Source organism: Erythrobacter donghaensis, from assembly GCF_001557325.1.
Lineage (GTDB): Bacteria > Pseudomonadota > Alphaproteobacteria > Sphingomonadales > Sphingomonadaceae > Erythrobacter > Erythrobacter donghaensis_B.
The window spans coordinates 18,315-41,637 of record NZ_LSJS01000298.1 but is presented as its reverse complement, the minus strand read 5'-3'; the positions used below and the strand labels follow the sequence as shown (position 1 = coordinate 41,637).

The window sequence follows — 23,323 nt, the reverse complement described above, 5'->3', positions numbered from 1 at the left end:
GAGTAGGGGAAGACGTGGGCGTGGACGATGTCCAGTTCGTCGATGATGGCGAGGTTCTCGGCATGGTGCGCCGCGGTCTCGGTCGGGAAGCCGGCGATCAGGTCCGCCCCCACCGCGATCTCCGGGCGCAGCGCCTTCAGCCGCGCCACCAGTTCAACCGCGTCCGCCCTGAGGTGCCGCCGCTTCATGCGCTTGAGGATCAGGTCCGCCCCGTGCTGGAGCGAGAGGTGGAGGTGCGGCATCACCCGCGTCTCGCCCGCGAGGAGGTCGAACAGCAACGGGTCGATCTCGATCCCGTCAACCGATGAAAGGCGCAGGCGGGAAAGGGCGGGGAAGGCCGCGAGGATCGCTGCGACCAGCGCGCCGAGCCGCGGGGAACCGGGCAGATCATGGCCCCAGGAGGTGAGATCGACGCCGGTCAACACCACCTCGCGCGCGCCCGCCGCCAGATGGGCCCCGATCTCGCCGAGCACCCGCGGCACCGTCAGCGACCGGCTCGCGCCCCGCCCTTGCGGAATGACGCAGAAGGTGCAGGCATGATCGCAGCCGTTCTGCACCGCGACGAAGGCGCGGGTGCGGGCCGGGGCGAGGGGTGGCGCTTCGCCCGGCACGTTCCACGCGCGCGGATCGAGCTTGGCGGCGTTGGCGACCAGCGCGTCGACCTCATCCATCGCGCCGATCGCGGCGCGGTCGATCTCCGCCGCACAGCCCGTCACCACCAGCCGCGCTTGCGGGTGATCGCGGCGCGCGCGGCGAATCGCCTGCCGGGTCTGGCGCAGCGCCTCGGCGGTGACCGCGCAGGAATTGACCACGACCAGATCGTCCTCGCCCGCCAGCATCGCGCGCATCCGCTCGCTCTCCGCGATGTTCATGCGGCAGCCCAGACTGATGATCGTGGGCGCGTTCAAGTTGCAGCGCCCGCTGCGTAGTCGTCCCAGGCGAAGGTGCCGCGAAAGCTGGTCGCGGCCGGCCCGCTCATCACGATGGTGCCGGAGGGCTCCCACGCGATCACGAGGTCGCCGCCCGGGAGGGTGACGCGCACGGGGCTGCGCACCAGCCCGCGGCGGATCGCCGCGACCGCAGTGGCGCAGGCGCCGGTGCCGCAGGCGCGGGTGAGGCCGGCGCCGCGCTCCCATACGCGCAGGTGGAGGTGGTCGGGCCCCGCAAGGCTCGCGACATTGACGTTGACACGCTCGGGGAACAGCGGGTCGTGCTCGATGACCGGCCCGAGCCGCTCGAGCTCGACCGCAAGGGCGTCATCGACGAAGAAGACCACGTGCGGATTGCCGACATTGACCGCCATCGGGCCTTCGAGCGTCTCCCACCCGACCGGCATGCGCGCCGTGTCCATCGGGTAGGCCAGCGGAATGGCCTCCCAGTCGAATCGCGCGGCGCCCATGTCGACCCGCGCGCCCGCTTCCAGCGGTTCGAGCGCGATCGGCCCGCCGCCGGTCTCGACCGTCGCAGGCGTTCCGTGGAGCAGGGCCACCGCGCGGCTGCCATTGCCGCAGGCTCCGGCCTCGCTGCCATCGGCATTGAAGAACCGCACGCGGAAGTCTTGCGCCTCGCTCGGCTCGAGCAGGATCAGCTGGTCGCAGCCGATCCCGGTCCGCCGGTCGGCCAGGGCGCGGGCAATCGCCGCGGTCATCGCACCCGGCAGCGCGGCCGTGCGCGCGTCGATCACCACGAAGTCGTTGCCGAGCCCGTGCATCTTGATGAAAGGAATGGTCTCGCTCACTGGGCGAGCATCTATGCACGCAGGGGCCGCGCGTCCAGTCCCCGGGCGGGTTCAGGGGCGGGCGATGCGGTGGAGCGCCTGTGCGTCCTCGCCGGCCTTGCGGGTTGCTGGCACGCCCGCGCCGCCATTGCCCGTGAGCATCCCCGCCGCTCGCAACCGCGTGCGGACAGCCTCGGAGTCCTCGGGCAGGCCGTAGAAATAGCCCTGCGCCTTGAGCCGACCCATCGACTTCAGCGCCTTGAGGATTTCCTCGTCCTCCACGCCCTCGGCCGTCAGCGGCAGATCGAGCCCGCGTCCCAGCGAGACGATCGCCTCGACCAGCCGCGAGCTGCCACCCGGTGCCTTGAGCTCGCTCACGAAGCTGCGGTCGATCTTGATGCGGTCGAAGGGCAGGCTGCGCAGTTGCTCCAAGCTCGAATAGCCGGTGCCGAAATCGTGGAGCGCGATCTGCACGCCCTGGTTGCGCAGGGACATGATCATCGAGCGCACGAGGCCGATATTCTCGTGCAGGCAGCTCTCGGTGATCTCGATCTCGAGCCGCTGCGGCGGGAAGCCGGCGGCGACCAGCTTCTTGAGGATGCGCTGGGCGAACCACGGGTCGCGCAGCTGCACCGGCGAGATGTTGACCGAGAGCGTGAGCCGGTCGTCCCACTCGCGCGCGTCGGCAAGGGCCTGTTCGATCAGGCGTTCCGACATCTCGTTGATGAGGCCGATCTCCTCGGCGATCGGCACAAAGATTTCGGGGCTGATGAGGCCGAGCTGCGGCGAGCGCCAGCGGGCGAGCATCTCGAAGCCGACCAGCGCGCCGGTGTCGAGATCGACCTGCTGTTCGTAGAAGGGCACGAACTCGCCGCGCGCGAGGCCGCGGCGGATGCCGGTTTCGAGCTGGTTGCGAAAGCGCAGCTCGCTTTCCATGCTGGGCTCGAACCAGAAGTAGCGGTTCCGGCCCTGCTTCTTGGCGTGGTAGAGCGCCATGTCCGCGCGGTGCATCAGCGTGGCAGCATCGACCACCGGGCCGATCGTGCCATCGGCGTCGTGATCGGCGGCAAGGCCGATCGACAGGGTCAGGTCGACCGTCAGCTCGGGCATGCGGAAGGGCTGGGCGAGGCTTTCGAACAGGCGGATGACGAGATCGTCGACCCGGTCGGCGTGGCCGGCCGGGAACGGCATGACGAAGGCGAATTCGTCGCCCCCCAGCCGCGCCAGCCGCGCCTCGCGCGGGAGCAGTGCGCGGACCCGCTCGCACAGCATCACCAGCACCGCATCGCCCGCCGTATGCCCGTGCATATCGTTGATCTGCTTGAAATTGTCGAGATCGATCATGCAATAGACGATCGCCTCTCCGCGGATCGCGGCGCGCGCGCGCAGTTCCTCGGTTGCCTCGAACATCGACCGGCGGTTGAGACAGCCGGTGAGCGGATCGGTGGCCGCCAGCAGCCGGGCGCGGGCCTCGGCGCGGCGACGTTCCTCGATCTCGCGGGTGAGTTCGCGGTAGCGCCGCCAGCCGAAGATGACCAAGGCGATGTTGAGCAGCAGGGCATTGACGAGGATGACGTTGGGCGCGTCTCCGTCGCCGGTCAGCACGGCCATCACCTGCGGCATCACCGTGCCCCCGGTGCCGACCAGCAGGATGATCGAGGCCGTGGCAATTCCGAGGGCGATGATGTCGCGTTCGGCCGCTCCGAGCGGATTGTCTGGTTCGTGCTCCGTCAAGACCGTCGCCTCTTGCCTCGCCATGCAGCCGTGGAGCAGGGAGATCCCGTAGCGTGCCCCTTGCCCTCTATCGGCGGTTCATCGCAGATTGCGCTAAACATCGGGTTAATCGGCAGGGCTTGGCGAGCGGCCGCCCGGCGGTCTATCGGGGCGCGTCATTCGCATGGGAGCACGCGCGTAAAATGGCCTACTGGCTGATGAAATCCGAACCCTTCAAATACAGCTGGGACGATCTTGTCGCCGAGGGCGAAGGGACGTGGGACGGGGTGCGCAACTATCTTGCGCGCAACAACCTGATGGCGATGCAGCCGGGGGACGAGGCGTTCTTCTATCACAGCCGCGAGGGTCTCGAGATCGTCGGGATCGCCGAGATCACCGTCACCGGCATCGGCGATCCGACCGACGAGACCGGCAAGTGGGCGGCGGTGAAGCTCAAGGCGAAGGAGAAGTTCCCGCGGGCCGTGACGCTCGCGGCGATCAAGGCCGAGCCGCGGCTGGCAGAGATGCAGCTCATTCGCCTCTCGCGCCTTTCGGTGTGCGCGGTGACGCCGGAGGAATGGGCCGTGATCCGGGAGATGGCGGGAGCCTGAATCCCGGCGCCTGCCGCGCTGCGGCCACCGTTTGCCCCGGATTGGGGAACGAAGCTGCGCCAGGCCCGTAAATCTTGTGAAAAACCACTAAATACATTGGTTTAACACAGGAGGTTATCATGGGTGAATTCAACGACAAGGCCAAGGGCGCCGTCAAGGAAACGATCGGCGAGGCCAAGCAGCGCTCGGCCGACCCTGAGACCCGTGCCGAGGGCCGCAAGCAGGAAGTCGAAGGCAAGGGTGACCGGCTCAAGGGCGAGGTCAAGGGCGTCGTCAACCGCGCCTGATCGACTGCCCGTCTGAAAAGCCGAAGGGCCGCTCCTCTTTTGCGAGGGGCGGCCCTTTCGCGCGTCAGGCGGTGCGATTGGCCCGCGCGCGCAGGCCGGAGATGGTCGCGCCGCTCGCTGCGATGCGCTCGAGATCGGTGAGCGCGTGGATCAGGCGGATGCCGCTGCGCCCCCTGGCCTCGTCGAGCGCGGCGATGAATTCCGCCGTGGTCGTCGCCCGCGCGCTCCACGCCCCGTAAGCTGCGCCCAGCATCGCGAAATCGGGATTGGCGAGCGCGGTTGCCGAGATCCGGCCTGGATATTCGCGCTCCTGGTGCATGCGGATCGTGCCATAGGCGCCGTTGTCGACCACCACCACGATGAGGTTCGCGCCATATTGCGCGGCAGTGGCAAGTTCCTGTCCGTTCATCAGGAAGTCCCCGTCCCCCGCCACGGCAACCACCGTTCGCTCGGGGAAGCGCAGCGCGGCAGCAACCGCGGCGGGGACGCCATATCCCATCGCGCCGCAGGTCGGGGCGAGCTGGCCGGGATAGGCCTGGTAGCGCCAGTAGCGGTGCCACCATCCGGCGAAATTGCCCGCGCCGTTGCAGATGATCGTGTCGGCGGGGAGCATGGCGCGCATCGCACCGACGCAGGCCGCAAGGTCCATCGCCGCGTCCGAAGGTTGCGGGGTGGACCAGGCGAGCCACTCGGCGTGCGCCTCGGCCCCGGCATCGAAGGGGATGATGTCGGAATGATCCCACAGCGCCGCGCATTCGGCGAATTCGTCGACCGCGCAGCACAACGCGAGGTCGGTGCGGTAGACGCGGCCGAGTTCCTCGGGGTCGGGGTGGATGTGGACCAGCGTCTGGCCGGGGTGCTCGAGCGTGGGGACGGTGTAGCCGTCGGTCGTCGCCTCGCCGAGCCTTGCACCGACAGCGATCACGAGGTCGGCATTCCTGACCCGCTCGACCAGCTGGGGGTTCGGCCCGTAGCCGAGGTTGCCGGCATAGACGGGCGATTCGGGCGCAATCGCGTCCTGACGGCGGAAGGCGGTCGCCACCGGCAGTCCGATCCCTTCCGCAAATTGCTGGAAGTAGTGGCGCGCCTTGGCGTTCCACCCCGCGCCGCCGATGATCGCGATGGGGCTCGCCGCATCGGCGATCATGTCGAACAGCGCGCGCATCGCGTCGGGGCAGACCGCCTGCGCCGGGCGCAGCGCCTGCGGGCGCGGGGCGAGGCTCGCGGGCACCTCTTCGACCAGCATGTCTTCGGGCAGGGCCAGCACCACCGGCCCGGGCCGACCGCTGATCGCGGTCGCATGGGCGCGGGCGATGTATTCGGGGATGCGCAGCGGATCATCGATCCGCGCCGCCCACTTGCAGATGGGCGAGAAGAAGGCGGTGAAATCGACCTCCTGGAACCCCTCGCGCCCCTGCGCCCCGCGCGCGACATCGCCGACGAACAGGATCATCGGCTGCGAATCCTGATGGGCCACATGGAGGCCGATCGACGCATTGGTCGCGCCCGGGCCGCGGGTGACGAAGGCGATTCCCGGAGCGCCCGTCATCGCCCCGTCGGCGCAGGCCATGAAGGCGACCCCGCCTTCCTGACGGCAGGTGACGACCGCGATCTCGGGCCGGTCGGGCAGTGCATCGAGGACGCTGAGGAAGCTTTCGCCCGGCACGGTGAAGATCCGCTCGCACCCCTGGGCGGCGAGGCAATCGACCAGCAGGGCGGCTGCGCTGCGGGTGGAATCGGTCATGGCAAAAACTCTCCCGTCGTCTGCGGGCGGCTCTAACGCCGAGAGCGGGGCGGCGCAAACGCGCCCTGTCCCACGCTGCGACACACCTGCCGCAAACCGTTTCCAAAGGTTAAGAAAGTCTTAAAACTGGCACGACCTGCCACCCGGAGACTCGCGAAGATGCGCCGCAGCCTGGTTCTCACCGATGAGACCGCCCGCCACTGGTTCCGCATGAGTCTGCCGCCGCATGTCAAGCGCGACCTGATCCCGATCCCGGCCGAGAGCCTATGGCGGCTGACGATCGACGACGTGCGCGGCGTCGCCAGCACCTATGTCGCGGTGACGCTCGCGGTGTTCGCCTTCATCATCTGAGGAACCCCTAGGCGGCAGCGGCGGCAACCCGCCGCGTTTCCACCCGGTAGAGCTTGCGCGCGAGATGAGCCGAGAGCAGGCACAGCGCGAGGCTCAGCAGCAATTGCTCGGCCAGCGGGATGCCGAGGAAGCCGAGCACGCCGGCGATCGCCGCTCCCGTGGCCATGAAGACCGAGGAGATGAAGTTGTTCGCCGCGACCGAGCGCGAGGCTTCGGACTTTTCCACCCGCGTCGTCAGAAAGGCATAGAGCGGCACCACGAACATGCCGCCCGCCACCGCGATCAGCAGCAGGTTGGCGACCAGCAGCAGCGCGAGCGGCTGGGCGAGGAACTCCGTCACGGTGAACAGCTCGCCCGAAGGCTGCAAGTCCCACATCCGGCAGATCAGGTAGAACCCGATCAGCAGCGCTCCCATCACCAGCACCGAGACCGGCGAGTGGCGCGCGGAAATCTCGCCCTTGAGCAGCGCGTTGATCGCCACCGATCCGATCGCGATGCCGGCCGAAAAGGCCACCAGCATCACCATCGCCACCTGCTTGTCGGCGAGCAGCACGTTCTTGGCGAGCGGGAAGAACTGCACGCCCAGGATCGCCGCGATCGCCCAGAAGAAGCTGATCGCCAGCACCGCGTAGCGCAGCTCGAGATTGCGCATCGAGAAGGCGACCAGCGAGCGCGAGGCGCGGATCGGGTTCCACTCGACCGTCACGTCGCGGCTCTGCGGCGGGGCGGCCGGGACGAAGCGGCACACCGCATAGCCGACCAGCGCTATGGCGATGACCGCGACCGTGCTCTGGCCCACCGTAAGGACGGCGGCGAGGATCATGCCGGTGAGGATCGCCACATAGGTCCCCGCCTCGACCAGCCCGGTGCCCGCGAGCACCTCGTGATCCTCGAGATGCTGGGGCAGGATCGCGTATTTGATCGGGCCGAAAAAGGTCGAATGGACCCCCATCGCGAAGAGCGCGGCGAACATCAGCGGGATCGCCACGGTCTCGACCATCATGCCTTGCGCGGCGAGCAGCAGCCCGGCGGCGCCGCCCGCCATGATGATGATCTCGGCGAACTTGATCCAGCGGATGATGCCGGTCTTGTCGCGCATGTCGGCCAGCTGGCCCGAGGTTGCCGAAAACAGCACGAAGGGCAGCACGAACAGCGCCGTCGCCACCCCGCTCACCAGCGTCTCCATCTCGGGCGAATCATAGAGCTGGTACACGATGAACAGCACCATCGCGTTCTTGTAGAGATTGTCGTTGAGCGCGTTGAGCAGCTGGGTGACGAACAGCGGCGCAAAGCGGCGCTTGCCCATGAGTTGGAGCGATGTGGTCATGCGGGTGTTACGCTGGGGCTTCCCTTCGAGTTACGAGCGACATAGCGCGGGGGCGCGGTTTCACAAGTCCGCAAACCGTGCGGCGGCGGAGGCGGGCCTGCCGGGCGGGTTTATCCGAGCAGGGGTTTTGCGCGGGGCCGCAAGCGGCTAGAGGGGGCGGGGGAAACCTATGTCGAGCCTGCCCAACATCCTCACCTGTAGCCGCATCTTCGCGGTGCCGCTGCTGGCCTTCTTCCTGTGGTGGCCCGAGTGGCGCGCGGGCTATCTTGTTGGTTTCGTGCTCTATTGCGTGATCGCGATCACGGATTTCTTCGACGGCTACCTCGCCCGCGCGCAGGGGACGGTCTCGAAGCTCGGGATCTTCCTCGATCCGATCGCCGACAAGATCATGGTGGCGGCGGTGATTCTGGTGCTGACCGCGCAAGGCTATCTGCGCGGTCCCTATGCGGGCGATATCCACGTGATCGCCGGGCTGGTGATCCTGGTGCGCGAGATCGCGGTCTCGGGCCTGCGCGAGTTTCTGGGCGGGATCCAGGTCTCGGTGCCGGTGTCGCGGCTGGCCAAATGGAAGACCACCTTCCAGCTGGTGTCACTGGGCGCGCTGATCCTCGGCGGGGCCGTGCACGGGCAGCCGTGCCAGTCGGTGGGCGAGGCCTGCGCCACGATCGCGCAGAGCTGGGTGCACCTTGTCGGCCTCGTTTCGCTGTGGACCGCCGCGGTGCTGACCTGCATCACCGGCTGGGATTACCTCCGCGTCGGCCTCAAGCACATGGATTGAGTCGCAACGTCGCCCGGACGCTTGCACGTTTCGCACTGGAAGCGGGGGGCGGCATCGGGTTACACCTTGGCGCATGGGATCGGAATCGACACGCCGTGACGGCGACTTTGTCGGACAATTGGCGAACCACGCGCGGCGCCTTCAGCGAGAAGCGCGTGATGCCTTGGCGCGCGGCGATTTCACCCGCGCCTCGGCGCTGATCGGGGATGCCGAACTGCTCGCCGAGGATGTGCACGGGATGGTGGGTGACATGGAGCGGCGCGAGCTTGGCGAGCTGGCAATGCTGGCGGCCTATGACGTCCGAGGCGCGGCCGAGCCCGCAGCCTGCCCGGCGCTGGCAGCGCCTTCGCGCCGCATGCGCATCGCCATGGCCGCGACCCTCGCGATGAGCTTCGTTCTGGTGGAGTGCTGAGCGGGTTCAACCCGCCCGCAATTCCTCGGCCAGCAGCAGGAAATCGGCCTCGCGCGGACTGTTCTTGCGCCATGCCAGCACGATCTCGCGCTTGGCGGTGGGGCTGTCGACCGGGCGCGCGACCACCTGCGTGCCGGCGAGGATGCCCGCCTTCAGCGCCATCTCGGGAAGCATGGTGAGGCCGAGGTCGTTGTCGACCAGCTGCACCAGCGTGTGCAGGCTCGTGCCGATCATCGCCGCACTGGCGCGCAGCTCCGAGCGGCTACAGGCAGCCAGCGCATGGTCGCGCAGGCAGTGGCCGTCCTCGAGCAGCAGCAGCCGCCCCTGATCGATCATCGCGGGCTTGATGGTCGCGGGCGGATCGCGCGGGTCATCCTTGGGAAAGGCGACGAACAGCCGGTCGTCGGCAATATGCGCGATCGCCGCGTCGCCGGTGTCGAAGGGCAGGGCGAGCAGCACGCAATCGACCCGCCCGTGGCTCAGCGATTCGAGCGCGTCGTGGCTGGTCTCCTCGCGCAGCATCAGCTTGAGCTCGGGCCGCTCGCGCTTCAGGCGCGGGAGCATGCGCGGGAGCAGGAAGGGCGCGATGGTCGGGATGACGCTCATGCGCAACTCGCCCACCAGCGGCTTGCCTGCGGCCTGCACCAGATCAGCGAGCTCCTCCGCCTCGCGCAGCAGCCGGTTGGCCTTGGCCACCACCTGCTCGCCGAGCGCGGTAAAGCGCACCACCCGGCGCGAGCGTTCGACCAGTGTCACCCCAAGCAGCGATTCGAGCTCGCGGATCCCGGCCGAGAGCGTCGACTGCGACACGAAGCTGGCATCGGCCGCCTTGCCGAAATGCCCGTGCTCGTGGAGCGCCACGAGATATTGCAACTGCTTGATAGTGGGGAGGTAAGTGGACACGGCCCGCGCGCTATTCCGCCGCCAGCGGATCGGCTTCGGGCGCCGGCTCGGGCACCACCACATCATCGATATGGGTCATCTTGAGCCGCCCTTTCTCGACCGCGAAGGCGAGCTTGCCCTCGACGAGGTCAAGGGCGTCCTTGCCGAACACCTCGTAGCGCCAGCCTTCGAGCACCGGCAGCTTGCGCACGCCCGCCGCCAGCGCCTCCATCTCGTCGGCGCGGGTGAGCAGGCGCGGGGCGACGTCGATCTCGCGGGCGCGGATCTTGAGCAGGAGCTTCAAGAGATCGGCAACAAGCGCGCCCTCCTTGCCGAGCGGTGCGCCCTGCTTGATCTTCTCGGGCATCTCGGATTTGGGCAGGGGCTCGGCCTCGGCCAGCACCTTCATCAGGCGCTTGCCGATGTCGTTGTCCTTCCACGCCGGGGAGAGCCCGCGCACCTTGGCGAGGTCGCTCTGCGTCTTGGGCGGGTGGCTGGCGATGTCGGCCAGCGTCTCGTCGCGCATGATCCGGCCGCGCGGGATGTTCTTGTGCTGCGCTTCGCTCTCGCGCCAGGCCGCGAGCGCCTTCATCCGCCCGAGCACCTGCGGATTGCGCCCCGGCTGGCGGATGCGCTTCCAGGCGACGCCGGGATCGGTGAGGTAGTTCGACGGATCGGCGAGCTTCTCCATCTCCGCATCGAGCCACAGGCCGCGCCCGGTCTTGACCAGCTTCTTCAGGATCTTGGGGAAGATTCCTGCAAGATGCGTGACGTCGCCGATGGCATATTCGATCTGCCGGTCGGTGAGCGGGCGGCGGCTCCAGTCGGTGAAGCGCGCGCCCTTGTCGATGGTGAGGCCCACCCAGGTCTCGACGAGGTTGGCATAGCCGATCTGTTCGGACTGGCTGATCGCCATCATCGCGATCTGGGTGTCGAAGATGGGGTGCGGGGTCTTGCCGGTGAGGTTGACGATGATCTCGACATCCTGCCCCCCGGCGTGGAAGACCTTGAGCACGTCCTCGTTCTCGGTGAGCAGGTCGAGCAGGGGCGCAAGGTCGATCCCGTCGGCCATCGGATCGATCGCGGCGGCTTCTTCGCTGTTGGCGATCTGCACAAGGCACAGCTCGGGCCAATAGGTGTTCTCGCGCATGAATTCGGTGTCGACCGCGACGAAATCGGACTTCGCAAGGCGTTCGCAGAGGTCGGAGAGGGCCTCGGTGGTGGTGATCAGCGGATGGATTTTCATGTTCTTCTTGCTTCAAAACGGGCGGAGTGCCGCCCTCGGGATCGATCCCACTATGTCCGACCCCCTTGCCATGCGTGGCTTGACAAAGTGGCGGGCTTGCCCTGTTAGCGCGCCGACGGCGGAGCCCGGGCTCCGAACGCGCCTGCGCGCCCTAGCGTCATAGCCGCCAACAGGACAAGAGTTTAGATGCACCCCTACCGCACGCATACTTGCGCACAGCTTTCTTCGGATCACGTGGGCGAGACTGTCCGCCTGTCGGGCTGGGTTCATCGCAAGCGCGACCACGGGGGTGTGCTGTTCGTCGACCTGCGCGATCATTACGGGATCACCCAGATCGTCGCCGACAGCGACAGTGCGGCACTGCCGGTGCTCGAAAGCCTGCGCGTCGAGAGCGTCGTCACCATCGAGGGCGAGGTCAAGGCGCGCGTGGCCGAGACGGTCAACGCCAACCTCGCGACCGGCGCGATCGAGGTGTTCGCCCAAGGCGTGACGGTGCAGAGCGCGGCGGAAGAACTGCCGATGCCGGTCGCCGACGAGCAGCCTTACCCCGAGGACATCCGCCTCAAGTACCGCTTCCTCGATCTGCGCCGCGAGACCCTGCATAAGAACATCATGACCCGCGTGGCGGTGATCGCCGACATGCGCGCGCGGATGAACGCAGCCGGTTTCAACGAGTTCTCGACCCCCATTCTCACCGCGTCTTCGCCCGAAGGCGCGCGCGACTTCCTCGTGCCGAGCCGCATCCACGCGGGCAAGTTCTACGCGCTCCCGCAGGCGCCGCAGCAGTACAAGCAGCTGCTGATGGTGGCGGGCTTCGACCGCTATTTCCAGATCGCCCCCTGCTTCCGCGACGAGGACCCCCGCGCCGACCGTCTGCCGGGCGAGTTCTACCAGCTCGACCTCGAGATGAGTTTTGTGACTCAGGAAGAGGTGTGGGAGACGATGGAGCCCGTCATCCAGGGCACTTTTGCGGCGTTTGCGGGCGACAAGCAGGTGACCCCGGCGGGCGAGTTCCCGCGCATCCCCTATGACGAGGCGATGCTGAAGTATGGCAGCGACAAGCCCGATCTGCGCAACCCGCTGATTATCTCGGACGTCTCCTCGCACTTCACCCAGTCGGGCTTCGGTCTGTTCGAGAAGATCGTTGGTTCGGGCGGCGTCGTGCGCGTCATCCCCGCGCCCGCGACCCACGAGAAGAGCCGCAAGTTCTTCGACGACATGAACGACTGGGCGCGCAAGGAAGGCTATGCGGGCCTCGGCTACGTGACCCGCAAGGGTGGCGAGTTCGGCGGCCCGATCGCCAAGAACCACGGGCCTGACCGGATGGCGGAACTCTACGCCGAACTCGGCCTCGGCGAGAACGACGGGTTGTTCTTCGCCGCCGGCAAGGCAGCTGACGCGGCCAAACTCGCCGGCGCCGCGCGCATCCGCGTGGGCGAGGAACTCGGCCTCGTCGACGAAAGCCGCTTCGCGCTGTGCTGGATCGTCGACTTCCCCTTCTACGAGTGGAACGAGGACGAGAAGAAGGTCGACTTCTCCCACAACCCCTTCTCGATGCCGCAGGGCGGGATCGAGGCGCTGACGGGGCAGGACCCGCTGACCATCAAGGCCTTCCAGTACGACCTCGTTTGCAACGGCTACGAGATCGCCTCGGGCTCGATCCGCAACCACAAGCCCGAAACCATGGTCAAGGCCTTCGAGATCGTCGGGCTCTCGCAGGGCGATGTCGAGGAGCGCTTCGGCGGCATGTACCGCGCCTTCCAGTACGGCGCCCCGCCGCACGGGGGGATGGCCGCGGGGGTCGACCGGATCATTATGCTGCTGTGCGGCGCCAAGAACCTGCGCGAGATCTCGCTCTTCCCGATGAACCAGCGCGCCGAGGACCTGCTGATGGGCGCGCCGAGCCCGGCCGAGCCCCGGGCGCTGCGCGAGCTGCACCTGCGGGTGGTCGAGCCGCAGGCCAAGCCGACGGCTGGCTGAGGGGAGGGGGCCTAACCGCCCTCCAGCCCGGCGAGGAAGGCGGCGACGTTGCGGCCCAGCGCCGCGACATCGTAGCCGCCCTCCATCACCGTGACGGTCGGCAGGGCCAGCGATGCGATCCCGGCGCCGATGCGGTGCATGTCATCGGTCGTGAGCCTGAAGTGCGAGATCGGATCGGTCGCGAAGGTATCTGCGCCGTAGCTGACGATCAGCGTGCGCGGAGCGAAGGCGGCGACCGCCGCCAGCGCCGTGCCGAGCGCGCGCTCATACCCCGCCCAGATCGTCCCGCGCGCCAGCGGCAGGTTCAGCGTCGCGCCTTTGCCTGCTCCCGCTCCGCGTTCGTCGGCGTGGCCCCAGTAATAGGGGTAGTCCATCACGGGATCGGCGTGGATCGAAACGAACAGCACCTCCGCGTCCTCGTAGAAGATATCCTGCGTGCCGTTGCCGTGGTGGTAGTCGACATCGAGCACCGCCACCGGCCCCATGCCCCGATACGCCGCCGCCCGCGCGGCGATCGCGGCGTTGTTGAGGTAGCAATAGCCGCCGTAATAATCCGCCCCAGCATGGTGCCCGGGCGGGCGGCACAGCGCGAAGGCCTGCCGCACCTCGCCCGCCGCGACCGCTTCGAACGCGCCCAGTGCCGCCTGCGCGCCCCAATAGGCCGCCTCCCACGACCCCGCCGTGATCGGCGTGCCTGCATCGAAGCCGTATCGGCCGAGCTTGGCGTCGATCCGGTCGAGGGTGAGGGGCCGCCGCCCGCGCACCGGGAAGGCATAGCCGATGGCATCGCCTTCGCGCCCGGCGGCCAGCCACTGCGCGTGCGCGCACTCGAGGAACGCGACGTAATCGGGATCGTGCACGGCAAGGATCGCAGCAAGGCCGTGATCGGCCGGCGCGCGCGCCTCGCCGGGCAGGGCGGCGAGCATCGATGCGAAGCGCGCGGGCGTTTCGGCATGGTTCATCCACCCGCCATTCATCAGTTCGCGGGCCGGATCATGCGCCGTCTGGCGCGGGGAGGCGAAGGTCAGCATCGGGCCTGCTTGGCATGGGCTGGCCCGGCGTGGCAAGATGCGCGGCACGGCGACGAATGTTGGTTGTTTGCAGCGGTGAAGGCTGCGACATCGGCGGTCGAGCAGGGGAGGCAAGGGGGCGGCAATGCGATTCTGGGTGATGATCGGAACGGGTCTGGCAGGGCTGGGCTGCGCGGGCGGGGTGCAGGCCGAGACCCTGCCGGTCGAGGGCATCTATGCCGCGGGCACCGACGCGCCCTCGCGCGCCCGCTCGATCGCCATCTCGGGCTTTGCCGGACGCGGCGGCGAGCGGCTCGCCTTCGCCATCGACAGCGCGCTGCGCGGGGCGGTGATCGAGGGGCGTCCGTGGTTCGAGCTGACCTTCTCGGAGCCCCCGCGCGGCACCACCTACACCTATGACCGCGACGCGGACCCGGCCGCCTATCGCGGCGACGCGGACGCGGTCATGCGCGGCATCGCCGAGCTCTCGTGGCGCGACCGCGACGACGGCACCAAGCAGGTCGAGGAATGCGCCGCCCGGGACGAACGCGACAAGTGCATCGAGAAAAAGAAGGTCGACATCCCCTGCCGCGCCCGCGAGGTGACCTTGCGGCCTGAGGTGCGGCTGGTCTCGCGCGAGGGCGAGCTGCTCTACGGCAAGGGCGACCAGCTCGTCACCAGCCGCCGCTTCTGCAAGGACGAGGAGGGCAGCCCCCCGGTCGATTCGATGGCCGAGGAGCTCGCCCGCCAGTTCGCCGAGGCGGTGCGCATCGATCTCGCGCCGATCCAGCGCTATGACACGATCCGGGTGCTCGAAAGCCGCGAGGGGATGTCGAAGCCCGACCAGACCGCCTTCCGCGCCGCGCTCAAGCTCACCAAGAACGACGTTGCCGGGGCCTGCCGCGCCTTCGAGGCCTTGCAGCCGAACAACCCGCAAAGCGTCACCATCCTCTTCAACATCGGCCTGTGCCGGGAGGGGGAGGGCGATCTCGAGGCGGCGGAGCGCCTGTATCAGGATGCCCTTGCGATCAGCCCGCGCAAGCTCGAGCCGCAGGAGGGCCTTGCCCGGATCGCCTCGCGCCGCCGTGCCGAGCGGCAGCTTTCCATTCGTTACGGCGACGAGCCACGCTGAACGTCATGCCCACTTGCGCATCGCGCAGCCCTTCATTAGGGCGGGGGCGACTTATCTAACCCCAGTTTCAAGAGGGAATACCATGAGCGATACTGCCGACCGGGTGGCAAAGATTGTCGTCGAGCATCTCGGCGTCGAGGCGGACAAGGTCACCCAGGATGCGAGCTTCATCGACGATCTCGGCGCGGACAGCCTCGATATCGTCGAGCTGGTGATGGCCTTCGAAGAGGAATTCGGCGTCGAAATCCCCGACGATGCGGCCGAGAAGATCACCACGGTCGGCGACGCCACCAAGTACATCGAAGAACACAAGGGCTAAGGTCCAAGCCGCCCCGGTGTCCGCGCCTGCCTGCCGTCCCTCGGGGGAAAAGGCGGGTCGATTTTCCGGCAATCCCTTTGCCGAGGCACGGATCAGGGCCTAAACAGGCTCAGCCCTTCGGGGGTTGGGCCTGTTGCTATTTCGGAGCCCCGCGCCATCTGGTGTGCCGGCCCCTGTTTACGATCCGGCCTCCTGTCGCAGGCAGCCGGCTCTCTTGCGGAGAATGCGAATGCGCCGTGTGGTTGTTACCGGCCTTGGTCTTGTCACCCCTCTTGGTGGCGACGTCGAGACCTCCTGGGCGAACCTCATTGCCGGTGAAAGCGGGGCGGGGCAGATCACCCGCTTCGACACCTCGAACCAGAAATGCACCATCGCCTGCGAGGTCAAGCCCAAGGATCACCCCTGGGGCTTCGATCCCGACAAGCGTGTCGATCACAAGGTGCAGCGCCAGGTCGATCCCTTCATCGTCTACGGCATCGATGCCGCAGGGCAGGCGCTGGAAGATGCCGGCCTCACCGACATGACCCAGGCCGAAAAGGAGCGCACCGGCTGCTCGATCGGTTCAGGGATAGGCGGCCTGCCGGGGATCGAGATCGAGAGCGTCAACCTCCACGAACGCGGGCCCGGGCGCGTCAGCCCGCACTTCGTCCACGGACGCCTCATCAACCTCATCACCGGCCAGGTGCAGATCAAGTACGGCTTCATGGGGCCCAACCACGCGGTTGTCACCGCCTGCTCGACCGGCGCGCACTCGATCGGCGATGCGGCGCGGATGATCATGGCCGACGATGCCGACATCATGCTGGCGGGCGGCTCGGAAAGCACCGTCAACCCGCTCGGCATCGCCGGCTTCGCCCAGGCGCGCGCGCTCAACATGAGCATGAACGACCGGCCCAAGGAAGCCAGCCGCCCCTATGACCGGAACCGTGACGGCTTCGTCATGGGCGAGGGCGCGGGCGTGCTCGTGCTCGAGGAATACGAGCGGGCCAAGGCGCGCGGGGCCAAGATCTATGCCGAAGTGACCGGCTATGGCCTGTCGGGCGATGCCTACCACGTCACCGCCCCGCACCCCGAGGGCCGCGGCGCGGAACTGGCGATGCGCATGGCGCTCAGGAAGGCCGGCCTCGGCCCGGGCGACATCGACTACATCAACGCCCACGGCACCTCGACCATGGCCGACACCATCGAACTCGCCGCGATCAAGCGCGTGCTGGGCGATGATCTCGGCGGCGCGTCGATGTCCTCGACCAAGAGCGCGATCGGCCACCTGCTCGGCGGCGCGGGCGCGGTCGAGGCGATCTTCTGCATCCTCGCGATGCGCGACGGGATCGTGCCGCCGACGCTGAACCTCCACGATCCCGACGAAGGCACCGAAGGCATCGACCTCGTGCCGCTGGTGGCGAAGAAGCGCGAAGTGCGTGCGGTCCTCAACAATTCCTTCGGCTTCGGCGGCACCAACGCCTCGATCATCATGCAGAAGCTGGGCTGACACCGTGACACGTCTGCGGGGTCTCGTGCTGCTGGTGCTGGGCCTTGCCGCGGCGGGGCTGGTGCTGGCGTGGACCTTCCTCGGATCGGCGACGATCACGAAGGACACGCCTTTCACGATCCCCGCAGGCGCCTCGGTCGGCACGGTCGCGGCCAAGCTCGAGGCCGAGGGGCTGATCACCTCGGCCTCCGGCTTTACGCTCCAGGCCCGCATTTTCGGATCAGACGCGCCGATCCAGGCAGGCGAATTCCTGCTGACCCCCGGCATGAGCCAGGGCGACATCCTCGCCGCCTTCCAGTCGGGCGACGTGATCCGCCGCTTCGTCACCATCCCCGAAGGCATGCCCTCGATCCTCGTGTGGGAACGGCTGATGGGCGAGGAACTGCTCACAGGCGAGATCCCGGTGCCGCCCGAAGGCTCGATCCTGCCCGACACTTACAGCTTCGAGCGCGGCCAGCCGCGCGCCAAGCTGGTCGAACAGATGCAGGCGGCGATGGACCGCGCGCTGGCCGAGGAATGGGCCAAGCGCAGCCCCGGCATCGCGGTCGACACGATGCGCGACGCGCTGATCCTCGCCTCGATCGTCGAGAAGGAAACCGGCAAGCCCGAGGAGCGCCGGATGGTCGCCGGGCTCTATTCCAATCGCGTGCGCACCGGCATGAAGCTGCAGGCCGACCCGACGATCATCTACCCGATCACCAGGGGCAAGCCGCTCGGGCGCCGGATCAACCAGTCCGAGATCGCCGCGGTCAACGGCTACAACACCTATACCCGCACGGGCCTGCCCGAGGGGCCGATCACCAACCCCGGCCGCGCCAGCATCGCGGCGGTGATGAACCCCGAGACGACGGCCGCGCTGTTCATGGTCGCCGACGGAACGGGGGGGCACTGGTTCGCCGACACGCTGGCCGAGCACAATGCCAATGTCGCCAAGTGGTACGCGATCCGCCGCGAGCGGGGAGAGATGTAGGGGGTAGGGCGATTCCGCAGCCCTTCATCCTCACCGCTGTCCTGCCGCGCGATCTGCAGGCCTTCGCCGAAGGGCTCCGGCGCGCGCATTATCCGTCCGAGAAGAACCATCTCCACGCGCACGTGACGCTGTTCCACGCCTTCGCGCCCTCGCTGCTCGAGGAGCTGCGCAACTACCTCCCCCGGCTCGCCGCCGAATTCGCCGCGCCCGAGGGGGCGGTGAAGGGGGTGATGGATCTGGGCAAGGGCACCGCGATCGCGCTCGCTGCACCGCAGCTGCTCGCCCTGCGCGCGGGGGTGGCCGAGCATTTCCGCGGCAGCCTCACCACTCAGGATCTTTACGAGCCGCGCCCGCACATCACGATCCAGAACAAGGTGACCAAGGAGGAGGCGCGCGCGCTCCAGGCAACGCTCCCGGCGCTGCTTGCGCCGTGGGTCGCCAAGGGCGCCTTCACCTTCCCCGCGCTCGCGCTGCACCGCTATTGCGGAGGGCCGTGGGAAGAGATCAAGACCTGCGCCTTCCGCGGACGCGCGCGGCTGTGAGGCGCGCTTGCAACGGGGCTTGACCCCGCGCCCGCACCGCCCTAATGGCGCGCCTCGCACGGGGAAGACCCGTGTCCGATCCGGCCCGCCAGCGCCGGTTGCCCCATGGGGCGGAGTAGCTCAGCCGGTTAGAGCAGCGGAATCATAATCCGCGTGTCGGGGGTTCGAGTCCCTCCTCCGCTACCAACCCGGATTGTCCACCAGTGACCCACTGAGGCCACTGGCAGACATTTTTCGAGGAAAATCAAATATTTTTCGCGTCCCGTTGCGTACGCCGGCGTCCCGGTGCGACCGGCTGCGGCCACCCACGGCGATTTGGATTGGGGGTATTTTGGGGGTATTTTTCGGCTGTCCCCAAAACAGGCGATACCCCCAGATGGCTTTGAAAGAACTTGAGGTCAAATACGCCACCAAGCGGCAGCGCCCCTACAAGCTGTCCGATGGAGAAGGCCTGCACCTGCTCGTCCAGCCGAACGGATCGAAGCTCTGGCGCCTGAAATACCGCTTCGACGGCAAGGAAAAACTGCTGAGCTTCGGCAAATATCCGACCGTCACGCTGGCGATCGCCCGCGAGAAGCGGACCGAAGCCAAGCGGCTGCTCGATCAGGGTGAGGACCCCGCCGAGGCCAGGAAGCGGGCGAAGAAGCAGAGGGCCGCGCTCAAGCTGTTCGAAGAGATTGCGCGGGCCTGGCACGCCAATCGTATTGAAGGGCTGGACTCGGCCCATGCCCTGCGCGTCATCAACCGGATGGAGCGCGACGTCTTTCCGGTCATCGGGAAGCGTCCGATCACGGAAATCGACCCGCCCGAGATTCTCGAGATGATCCGCGCGGTCGAAGCGCGCGGCGCCCTCGATATCGCCCGTCGCCTCAAGCAGAACGTCAGCCAGATCTATCGCTTCGCGATCGCGAGCGGCTGGGCGACCATCGATCCGACGCTCGGCCTCAACGATGCGCTCAAGCCCAAGCCGCCCGTCAGGCACATGGCGCGCGTGCCGCTCGCGGAGTTTCCGAAGCTGGTGCGAGCGATCTTCGCCTATGACGGCGAGGACACGCCGCGCCGCCGCGAGATCACCCGTGACGCGCTGCTGTTCACCTTGCTCACATGGGTCCGAACCAGCGAAACCCGCTTCGCGGCCAGGGACGAGTTCGAGGATCTCTATGGACCGAACCCGCTATGGCGTCTGTCGCCGGAGCGCATGAAGATGGAACGTGAGCATCTTGTTCCGCTGTCCCGCCAGGCCGCAATGATCGTTCAGCGCCGCTTGCAGGCGACGAACGATGCGTTCCTCTTTCCCGGAGCCAAGCCTGGAAAGTCTATTTCCGAGAACACCATGATCTATGCCTGTTATCGGATGGGGTATCTCCATCGGCAGACGGTACATGGGTTTAGGGGGCTCGGCTCGACCTGGGCGAACGAAGCCGAACGCTACAAGCCGGATTGGATCGAGATGGCGCTCGCTCACGAGGACGAGGATGAGGTGCGCGGCGCTTACAACAGTGCGCTCTATCTCACACCGCGAAGGCGGATGCTCCAAGACTGGGCCGACGTGATCGACGCGGCAACCGCAGTGTCGAATGTCGAGAAGAATCCTATCGAGTTCTCACAATTCATGCGCTGTTCCGCTCCCATCCAGCACCTGCCACCAAGCGACCAGAGACAGCCGTATTGGCAACGCCCCCTTCGGGCGGCTTCGCGATGAGCCTCAAAAGTCAGAACCGCCGATTTAGAGGCGCGGTTTTCTGCCATAGTTGTTAGAAATATCAGCTACTTAGATGCATCCGCGAATAGTAGAATGAACTCCAAGAAACCGTATCTCACTACATCTCATCATAGCTGATTCCCCTTGCAACTCGACAAGGGAAACCGCCGGGACCGCCAATTACGCCGATACATCGTCTGGAAGGGCTCGATTGGGGCGAGCAGAACGCGCGCATCCGTCCCGATGGACGCGCTCAGCGTGACTAATTCAATGAAATATATGGGGTTATTTGCGTCGCCACGAAGCGTCAGCGGTGCAGGCTCATCAGTCCTTAATCAATGAGTGGGAGGAATAGTTCGCCAACAAATTGAATTGGACGATGAGCCCCAAGGCGCGGCAAATGGCGCCAAATCAAAAAATGCCGTGGGGAGGACAGTCATGGTCACAGCCTTTAGGACAAATTTGCTTTGTGCCACCGCGCTATCGATCGCGTGTGCGCTTGCAGTGCCGGCACATGCCCAGGACGCTGCATCGCAGGGCGAAAAGCCCGAGGCGCAGGAAGGTGGCCTTGAGACAATCGTCGTCACGGCGCAGAAGCGCGAACAGAATTTGCAGGATGTGCCGGCGGCGGTCTCGGCGATCGGCGGCGCCGACCTGCAATCGCGCGGCATCACCGAAACCTCCGATCTGGTCGGCGCGATTCCCAGCCTGCAGGTGACCACGCCCTATGGCCGCACCCAGCCCAATTTCGCGCTGCGCGGGATTTCGGTGGCGAACGAATTTTCGGCATCGACCGCTTCGCCGGTCGGGGTCTATGTCGACGAGGTCTATCAAAGCTTCCGCGCCAGTCATGGCCTGCAGCTGTACGATATCGACCGGGTCGAGGTGCTGCGTGGTCCGCAGGGCACGCTGTACGGCCGCAACACCACCGGCGGCGCGATCAGCTTCTTCACGCGCAAGCCCGAATTGCGCGATTCCAACGGCTATGTCACCGCCGGCTATGGCAATTACCAGACTTTCACGCTGCAGGGTGCGGCCGAAGCGACGCTGGTGCCGGACGTGCTGGGCGTCCGCATCGCCGGCACGTTTGCCGAGGGCGACGGCTGGCAACGCAACGTCCTGCCGGGCAACGAACGCGATCTGGGCACCACCGACACGATCGGCGGACGCCTCTCGATCCGCTGGCAGCCCGATCCCGATGTCGACATCAACCTGAAACTGTACGCCGCCAAGGACGATCCCTGGGGCACCGCGCCCTATGCCGGCGGCCAGCTGGCGGGACGCCAGGACGCGCTGGGCTATTCGCGGTTCGATCCGCAGCCGTTCCTGGGCGGCCGGTTGCTGGGCGAAGACGAGGTGGCGGTCGACCGGATCGGCCGCAATGTCAGCAAGACCCAGGGCGTGGCCTTTACCGTCAACTGGGATGTGACCGACGCCTTTTCGATCACGTCGATCACCGGCTTCGACACCGGCGACTATATCAACAATCCCGACGATTGCGACGGTGGCCCCGCCGATCTGTGCTCGATCGGCTTCACCTCGACCAGCAAGAATTTCAACCAGGACCTGCGCTTCAGCTACACCAATGACAGCTTCGACATTATCGGCGGCTTTTACTACGGCCGGGACAAGGTCAAGACGGTCAACTATCCGGACTTTTTCGGGGTGCTCCGTCCGCTGTTGCTGGGTGCCGGACTGCCCGGGAATTTCAACAACGCCGCGATCGGCACGCCCGATGCGATCCGCTTCCTGCCCGCCTTCGCGCTCGATCCGACGCTTCAGCCGGGCGATGCCGGGTTCTGCGCGCCGGTGGAGATCAATCCGAACGGCTTTCTCGACGCGCGCTCGCTGGTCGCGCTGCAGACCGACATCGCCATCAACAATACCGGCAATGGCGGCGCCGGCGGCGCGTTCTCGGCGGCCTGTGCCGGTGCCGGGGCACCGCCCTTCACGCCGATCCTGGGCGAACAGCGCTACGATATCGAGCGGCCGTCGATCGCCGTCTATGGCGATGTGACCTGGAAGGCGACCGACAAGCTGACCATCGCGGTCGGCGCGCGCTATACCTGGGACGAGGTCAACTATCTGAACGGCAGCACGTTCATCTACGGGCTGGACGGCGCCACGCCGGTGGTCAACCTGATCCCGTACAGCAACCCGTACAACCCGAACCTTACCCCGCTGGAACAGCGGCGCGATGCCAACCGGCTGACCGGCCGGGTCAATGTCAGCTATGATTTTGCCGACGATATCCTGGGCTATGCCCAGTACAGCCGCGGCTATCGCAGCGGCAGCTTCAACGGCCTTGCCTATCAGGGCGTCAACCAGGTCTATTACATCCAGCCGGAAAAGGTGAACGCCTATGAGCTGGGCCTCAAGACCCGGCTGTTCGACCGGCGGGTGCAGCTGAACCTGGCCGGTTTCTACTACGATTATTCGAACCATCAGGTGACCCAGGTGGTCGGCGCGACCACCTTCACCCGCAGTTCGGACGGGCGGCTGTTCGGCGGCGAGGCGGAGCTGACCTGGCAGGCAACCGGCCGGCTGCGGCTGGATGGGTCGCTGAGCTATCTCAACAGCCGCTACAAGGGCAATGTGATCGATCCGACCGATCCGTCCAGTCCGACGCTGAACGTCAACGGCAATCCCTTTCCCAATGCGCCGCGCTTCAGCTTCCGCCTGGGATCTGACTGGACGGTCCTGGATGATGGCAAGAACAAGGTCACGCTGCGCGGCGATGCGTCCTATACCGGCCGCTATTTCTTCGATCCGTTCGGCAATTACGGCCAGGATCCCTGCGATGCGCCGCCGCCGGGATCGAACATCACGCTCGCCGGCCCCGACATTTCCTGCGGCAATCCCAGCTATTGGCTGGTCAATGGCAGGCTGACCTACGAACGCGAGAATGTGTCGGTCAGCCTGTGGGCGAAGAACCTGTTCGACGAATATTATTACACCTATGGCTTGAACATCAACGTGTTCGGGCTCGATTATCTGAACCGCGGCTTCCCCCGGACCTATGGCGTCGAGGCGACAGTCAAGTTCTGATCGCTGCTGCGACGGGGGCGGCGGGCATCCTCTCCCGCCCGCTGCCCCCGATTTTTTCGACCT

The 23,323-nt window shown here is 66.7% G+C and carries 21 protein-coding genes and 1 tRNA gene; 14 read left to right on the top strand and 8 right to left on the bottom strand.

Features of this window, described 5'->3' with window-relative positions:
* The 3 genes from AX692_RS17050 to AX692_RS17040 all read right to left on the bottom strand — a co-directional run.
* The coding region (locus AX692_RS17050; RefSeq protein WP_230960986.1) for a radical SAM protein at positions 1 to 872 on the bottom strand (872 nt) is incomplete at its 3' end.
* A gap of 32 nt (positions 873 to 904) precedes the next feature.
* Entirely contained in the window at positions 905 to 1,711 is an 807-nt protein-coding gene (gene dapF / locus AX692_RS17045) for a diaminopimelate epimerase (protein WP_073974853.1), read from the bottom strand.
* A gap of 78 nt (positions 1,712 to 1,789) precedes the next feature.
* Positions 1,790 to 3,451 (bottom strand): putative bifunctional diguanylate cyclase/phosphodiesterase, encoded by a 1,662-nt coding sequence (locus tag AX692_RS17040; protein ID WP_073974852.1) that lies wholly within the window; start codon positions 3,449 to 3,451, stop codon positions 1,790 to 1,792.
* A gap of 182 nt (positions 3,452 to 3,633) precedes the next feature.
* On the opposite strand from AX692_RS17040, the gene AX692_RS17035 reads away from it, so the two are divergent.
* Positions 3,634 to 4,041 carry an EVE domain-containing protein gene (locus tag AX692_RS17035; RefSeq protein ID WP_073974849.1) on the top strand — a complete coding sequence of 136 codons (408 nt, stop codon included), beginning with the start codon at positions 3,634 to 3,636 and terminating at the stop codon, positions 4,039 to 4,041.
* 119 nt (positions 4,042 to 4,160) lie between these two features.
* On the top strand, positions 4,161 to 4,328 hold the full coding sequence (locus AX692_RS17030; RefSeq protein WP_073974848.1) for a general stress protein CsbD: 168 nt from the start codon (positions 4,161 to 4,163) through the stop codon (positions 4,326 to 4,328).
* A 64-nt stretch (positions 4,329 to 4,392) separates the two neighbouring features.
* Here AX692_RS17030 and AX692_RS17025 read toward each other — a convergent pair whose 3' ends face one another.
* Entirely contained in the window at positions 4,393 to 6,072 is a 1,680-nt protein-coding gene (locus AX692_RS17025) for a thiamine pyrophosphate-binding protein (RefSeq protein ID WP_073974847.1), read from the bottom strand.
* A 159-nt stretch (positions 6,073 to 6,231) separates the two neighbouring features.
* Here AX692_RS17025 and AX692_RS17020 point away from each other — a divergent pair, with 159 nt between their 5' ends.
* Positions 6,232 to 6,423: a hypothetical protein gene (locus tag AX692_RS17020; RefSeq protein ID WP_073974846.1), complete on the top strand. Its 192-nt coding sequence runs from the start codon at positions 6,232 to 6,234 to the stop codon at positions 6,421 to 6,423.
* 7 nt (positions 6,424 to 6,430) lie between these two features.
* Here the strand turns inward: AX692_RS17020 and AX692_RS17015 are convergent, their stop codons facing one another.
* The gene (locus AX692_RS17015) at positions 6,431 to 7,750 is read right to left on the bottom strand and encodes an MFS transporter (RefSeq protein WP_073974845.1); all 1,320 of its coding nucleotides are present in this window, start codon (positions 7,748 to 7,750) and stop codon (positions 6,431 to 6,433) included.
* Positions 7,751 to 7,919: 169 nt separating this feature from the next.
* On the opposite strand from AX692_RS17015, the gene pgsA reads away from it, so the two are divergent.
* Together pgsA and AX692_RS17005 are read left to right on the top strand one after the other, a co-directional pair.
* Positions 7,920 to 8,528, top strand: a complete 609-nt coding sequence (gene pgsA, locus AX692_RS17010; protein ID WP_073974844.1) for a CDP-diacylglycerol--glycerol-3-phosphate 3-phosphatidyltransferase — start codon at positions 7,920 to 7,922, stop codon at positions 8,526 to 8,528.
* 73 nt (positions 8,529 to 8,601) lie between these two features.
* On the top strand, positions 8,602 to 8,940 hold the full coding sequence (locus AX692_RS17005) for a hypothetical protein (RefSeq protein ID WP_073974843.1): 339 nt from the start codon (positions 8,602 to 8,604) through the stop codon (positions 8,938 to 8,940).
* Positions 8,941 to 8,946: 6 nt separating this feature from the next.
* On the opposite strand, the gene AX692_RS17000 is transcribed toward AX692_RS17005, so the two are convergent.
* Together AX692_RS17000 and rnd are read right to left on the bottom strand one after the other, a co-directional pair.
* Entirely contained in the window at positions 8,947 to 9,843 is an 897-nt protein-coding gene (locus AX692_RS17000; RefSeq protein ID WP_073974851.1) for a hydrogen peroxide-inducible genes activator, read from the bottom strand.
* A 10-nt stretch (positions 9,844 to 9,853) separates the two neighbouring features.
* Positions 9,854 to 11,068 carry a ribonuclease D gene (gene rnd / locus AX692_RS16995; protein WP_073974842.1) on the bottom strand — a complete coding sequence of 405 codons (1,215 nt, stop codon included), beginning with the start codon at positions 11,066 to 11,068 and terminating at the stop codon, positions 9,854 to 9,856.
* Positions 11,069 to 11,254: 186 nt separating this feature from the next.
* Here rnd and aspS point away from each other — a divergent pair, with 186 nt between their 5' ends.
* The gene (gene aspS, locus AX692_RS16990) at positions 11,255 to 13,048 is read left to right on the top strand and encodes an aspartate--tRNA ligase (RefSeq protein ID WP_073974841.1); all 1,794 of its coding nucleotides are present in this window, start codon (positions 11,255 to 11,257) and stop codon (positions 13,046 to 13,048) included.
* Positions 13,049 to 13,059: 11 nt separating this feature from the next.
* On the opposite strand, the gene AX692_RS16985 is transcribed toward aspS, so the two are convergent.
* Positions 13,060 to 14,079: a histone deacetylase family protein gene (locus AX692_RS16985; protein WP_073974840.1), complete on the bottom strand. Its 1,020-nt coding sequence runs from the start codon at positions 14,077 to 14,079 to the stop codon at positions 13,060 to 13,062.
* A 124-nt stretch (positions 14,080 to 14,203) separates the two neighbouring features.
* Between AX692_RS16985 and AX692_RS16980 the strand changes: the two genes are divergently transcribed.
* The 8 genes from AX692_RS16980 to AX692_RS16945 all read left to right on the top strand — a co-directional run bounded on the left by AX692_RS16980 (position 14,204) and on the right by AX692_RS16945 (position 23,260).
* Complete coding sequence (locus AX692_RS16980) at positions 14,204 to 15,190, top strand: tetratricopeptide repeat protein (RefSeq protein ID WP_073976970.1); 987 nt, start codon at positions 14,204 to 14,206, stop codon at positions 15,188 to 15,190.
* Between the two features lie 82 nt (positions 15,191 to 15,272).
* A complete protein-coding gene (locus AX692_RS16975; RefSeq protein ID WP_017666217.1) occupies positions 15,273 to 15,509 on the top strand; it encodes an acyl carrier protein in 237 nt (78 codons plus the stop codon).
* Positions 15,510 to 15,738: 229 nt separating this feature from the next.
* Positions 15,739 to 16,998, top strand: a complete 1,260-nt coding sequence (fabF, locus tag AX692_RS16970; protein ID WP_073974838.1) for a beta-ketoacyl-ACP synthase II — start codon at positions 15,739 to 15,741, stop codon at positions 16,996 to 16,998.
* A gap of 4 nt (positions 16,999 to 17,002) precedes the next feature.
* Entirely contained in the window at positions 17,003 to 17,968 is a 966-nt protein-coding gene (gene mltG / locus AX692_RS16965) for an endolytic transglycosylase MltG (RefSeq protein ID WP_073974837.1), read from the top strand.
* Positions 17,932 to 18,510, top strand: coding sequence for a 2'-5' RNA ligase family protein (locus AX692_RS16960; RefSeq protein WP_230959505.1), 579 nt, complete (start codon positions 17,932 to 17,934; stop codon positions 18,508 to 18,510). Before mltG ends, AX692_RS16960 begins: the two co-directional genes overlap by 37 nt.
* A 109-nt stretch (positions 18,511 to 18,619) precedes the next feature.
* Positions 18,620 to 18,696 (top strand) — tRNA-Met (locus tag AX692_RS16955).
* A gap of 190 nt (positions 18,697 to 18,886) precedes the next feature.
* Positions 18,887 to 20,212 (top strand): tyrosine-type recombinase/integrase, encoded by a 1,326-nt coding sequence (locus tag AX692_RS16950; protein ID WP_081095415.1) that lies wholly within the window; start codon positions 18,887 to 18,889, stop codon positions 20,210 to 20,212.
* Positions 20,213 to 20,716: 504 nt separating this feature from the next.
* Complete coding sequence (locus AX692_RS16945; RefSeq protein ID WP_066114294.1) at positions 20,717 to 23,260, top strand: TonB-dependent receptor; 2,544 nt, start codon at positions 20,717 to 20,719, stop codon at positions 23,258 to 23,260.
* The last annotated feature ends 63 nt before the right edge of the window (positions 23,261 to 23,323 follow it).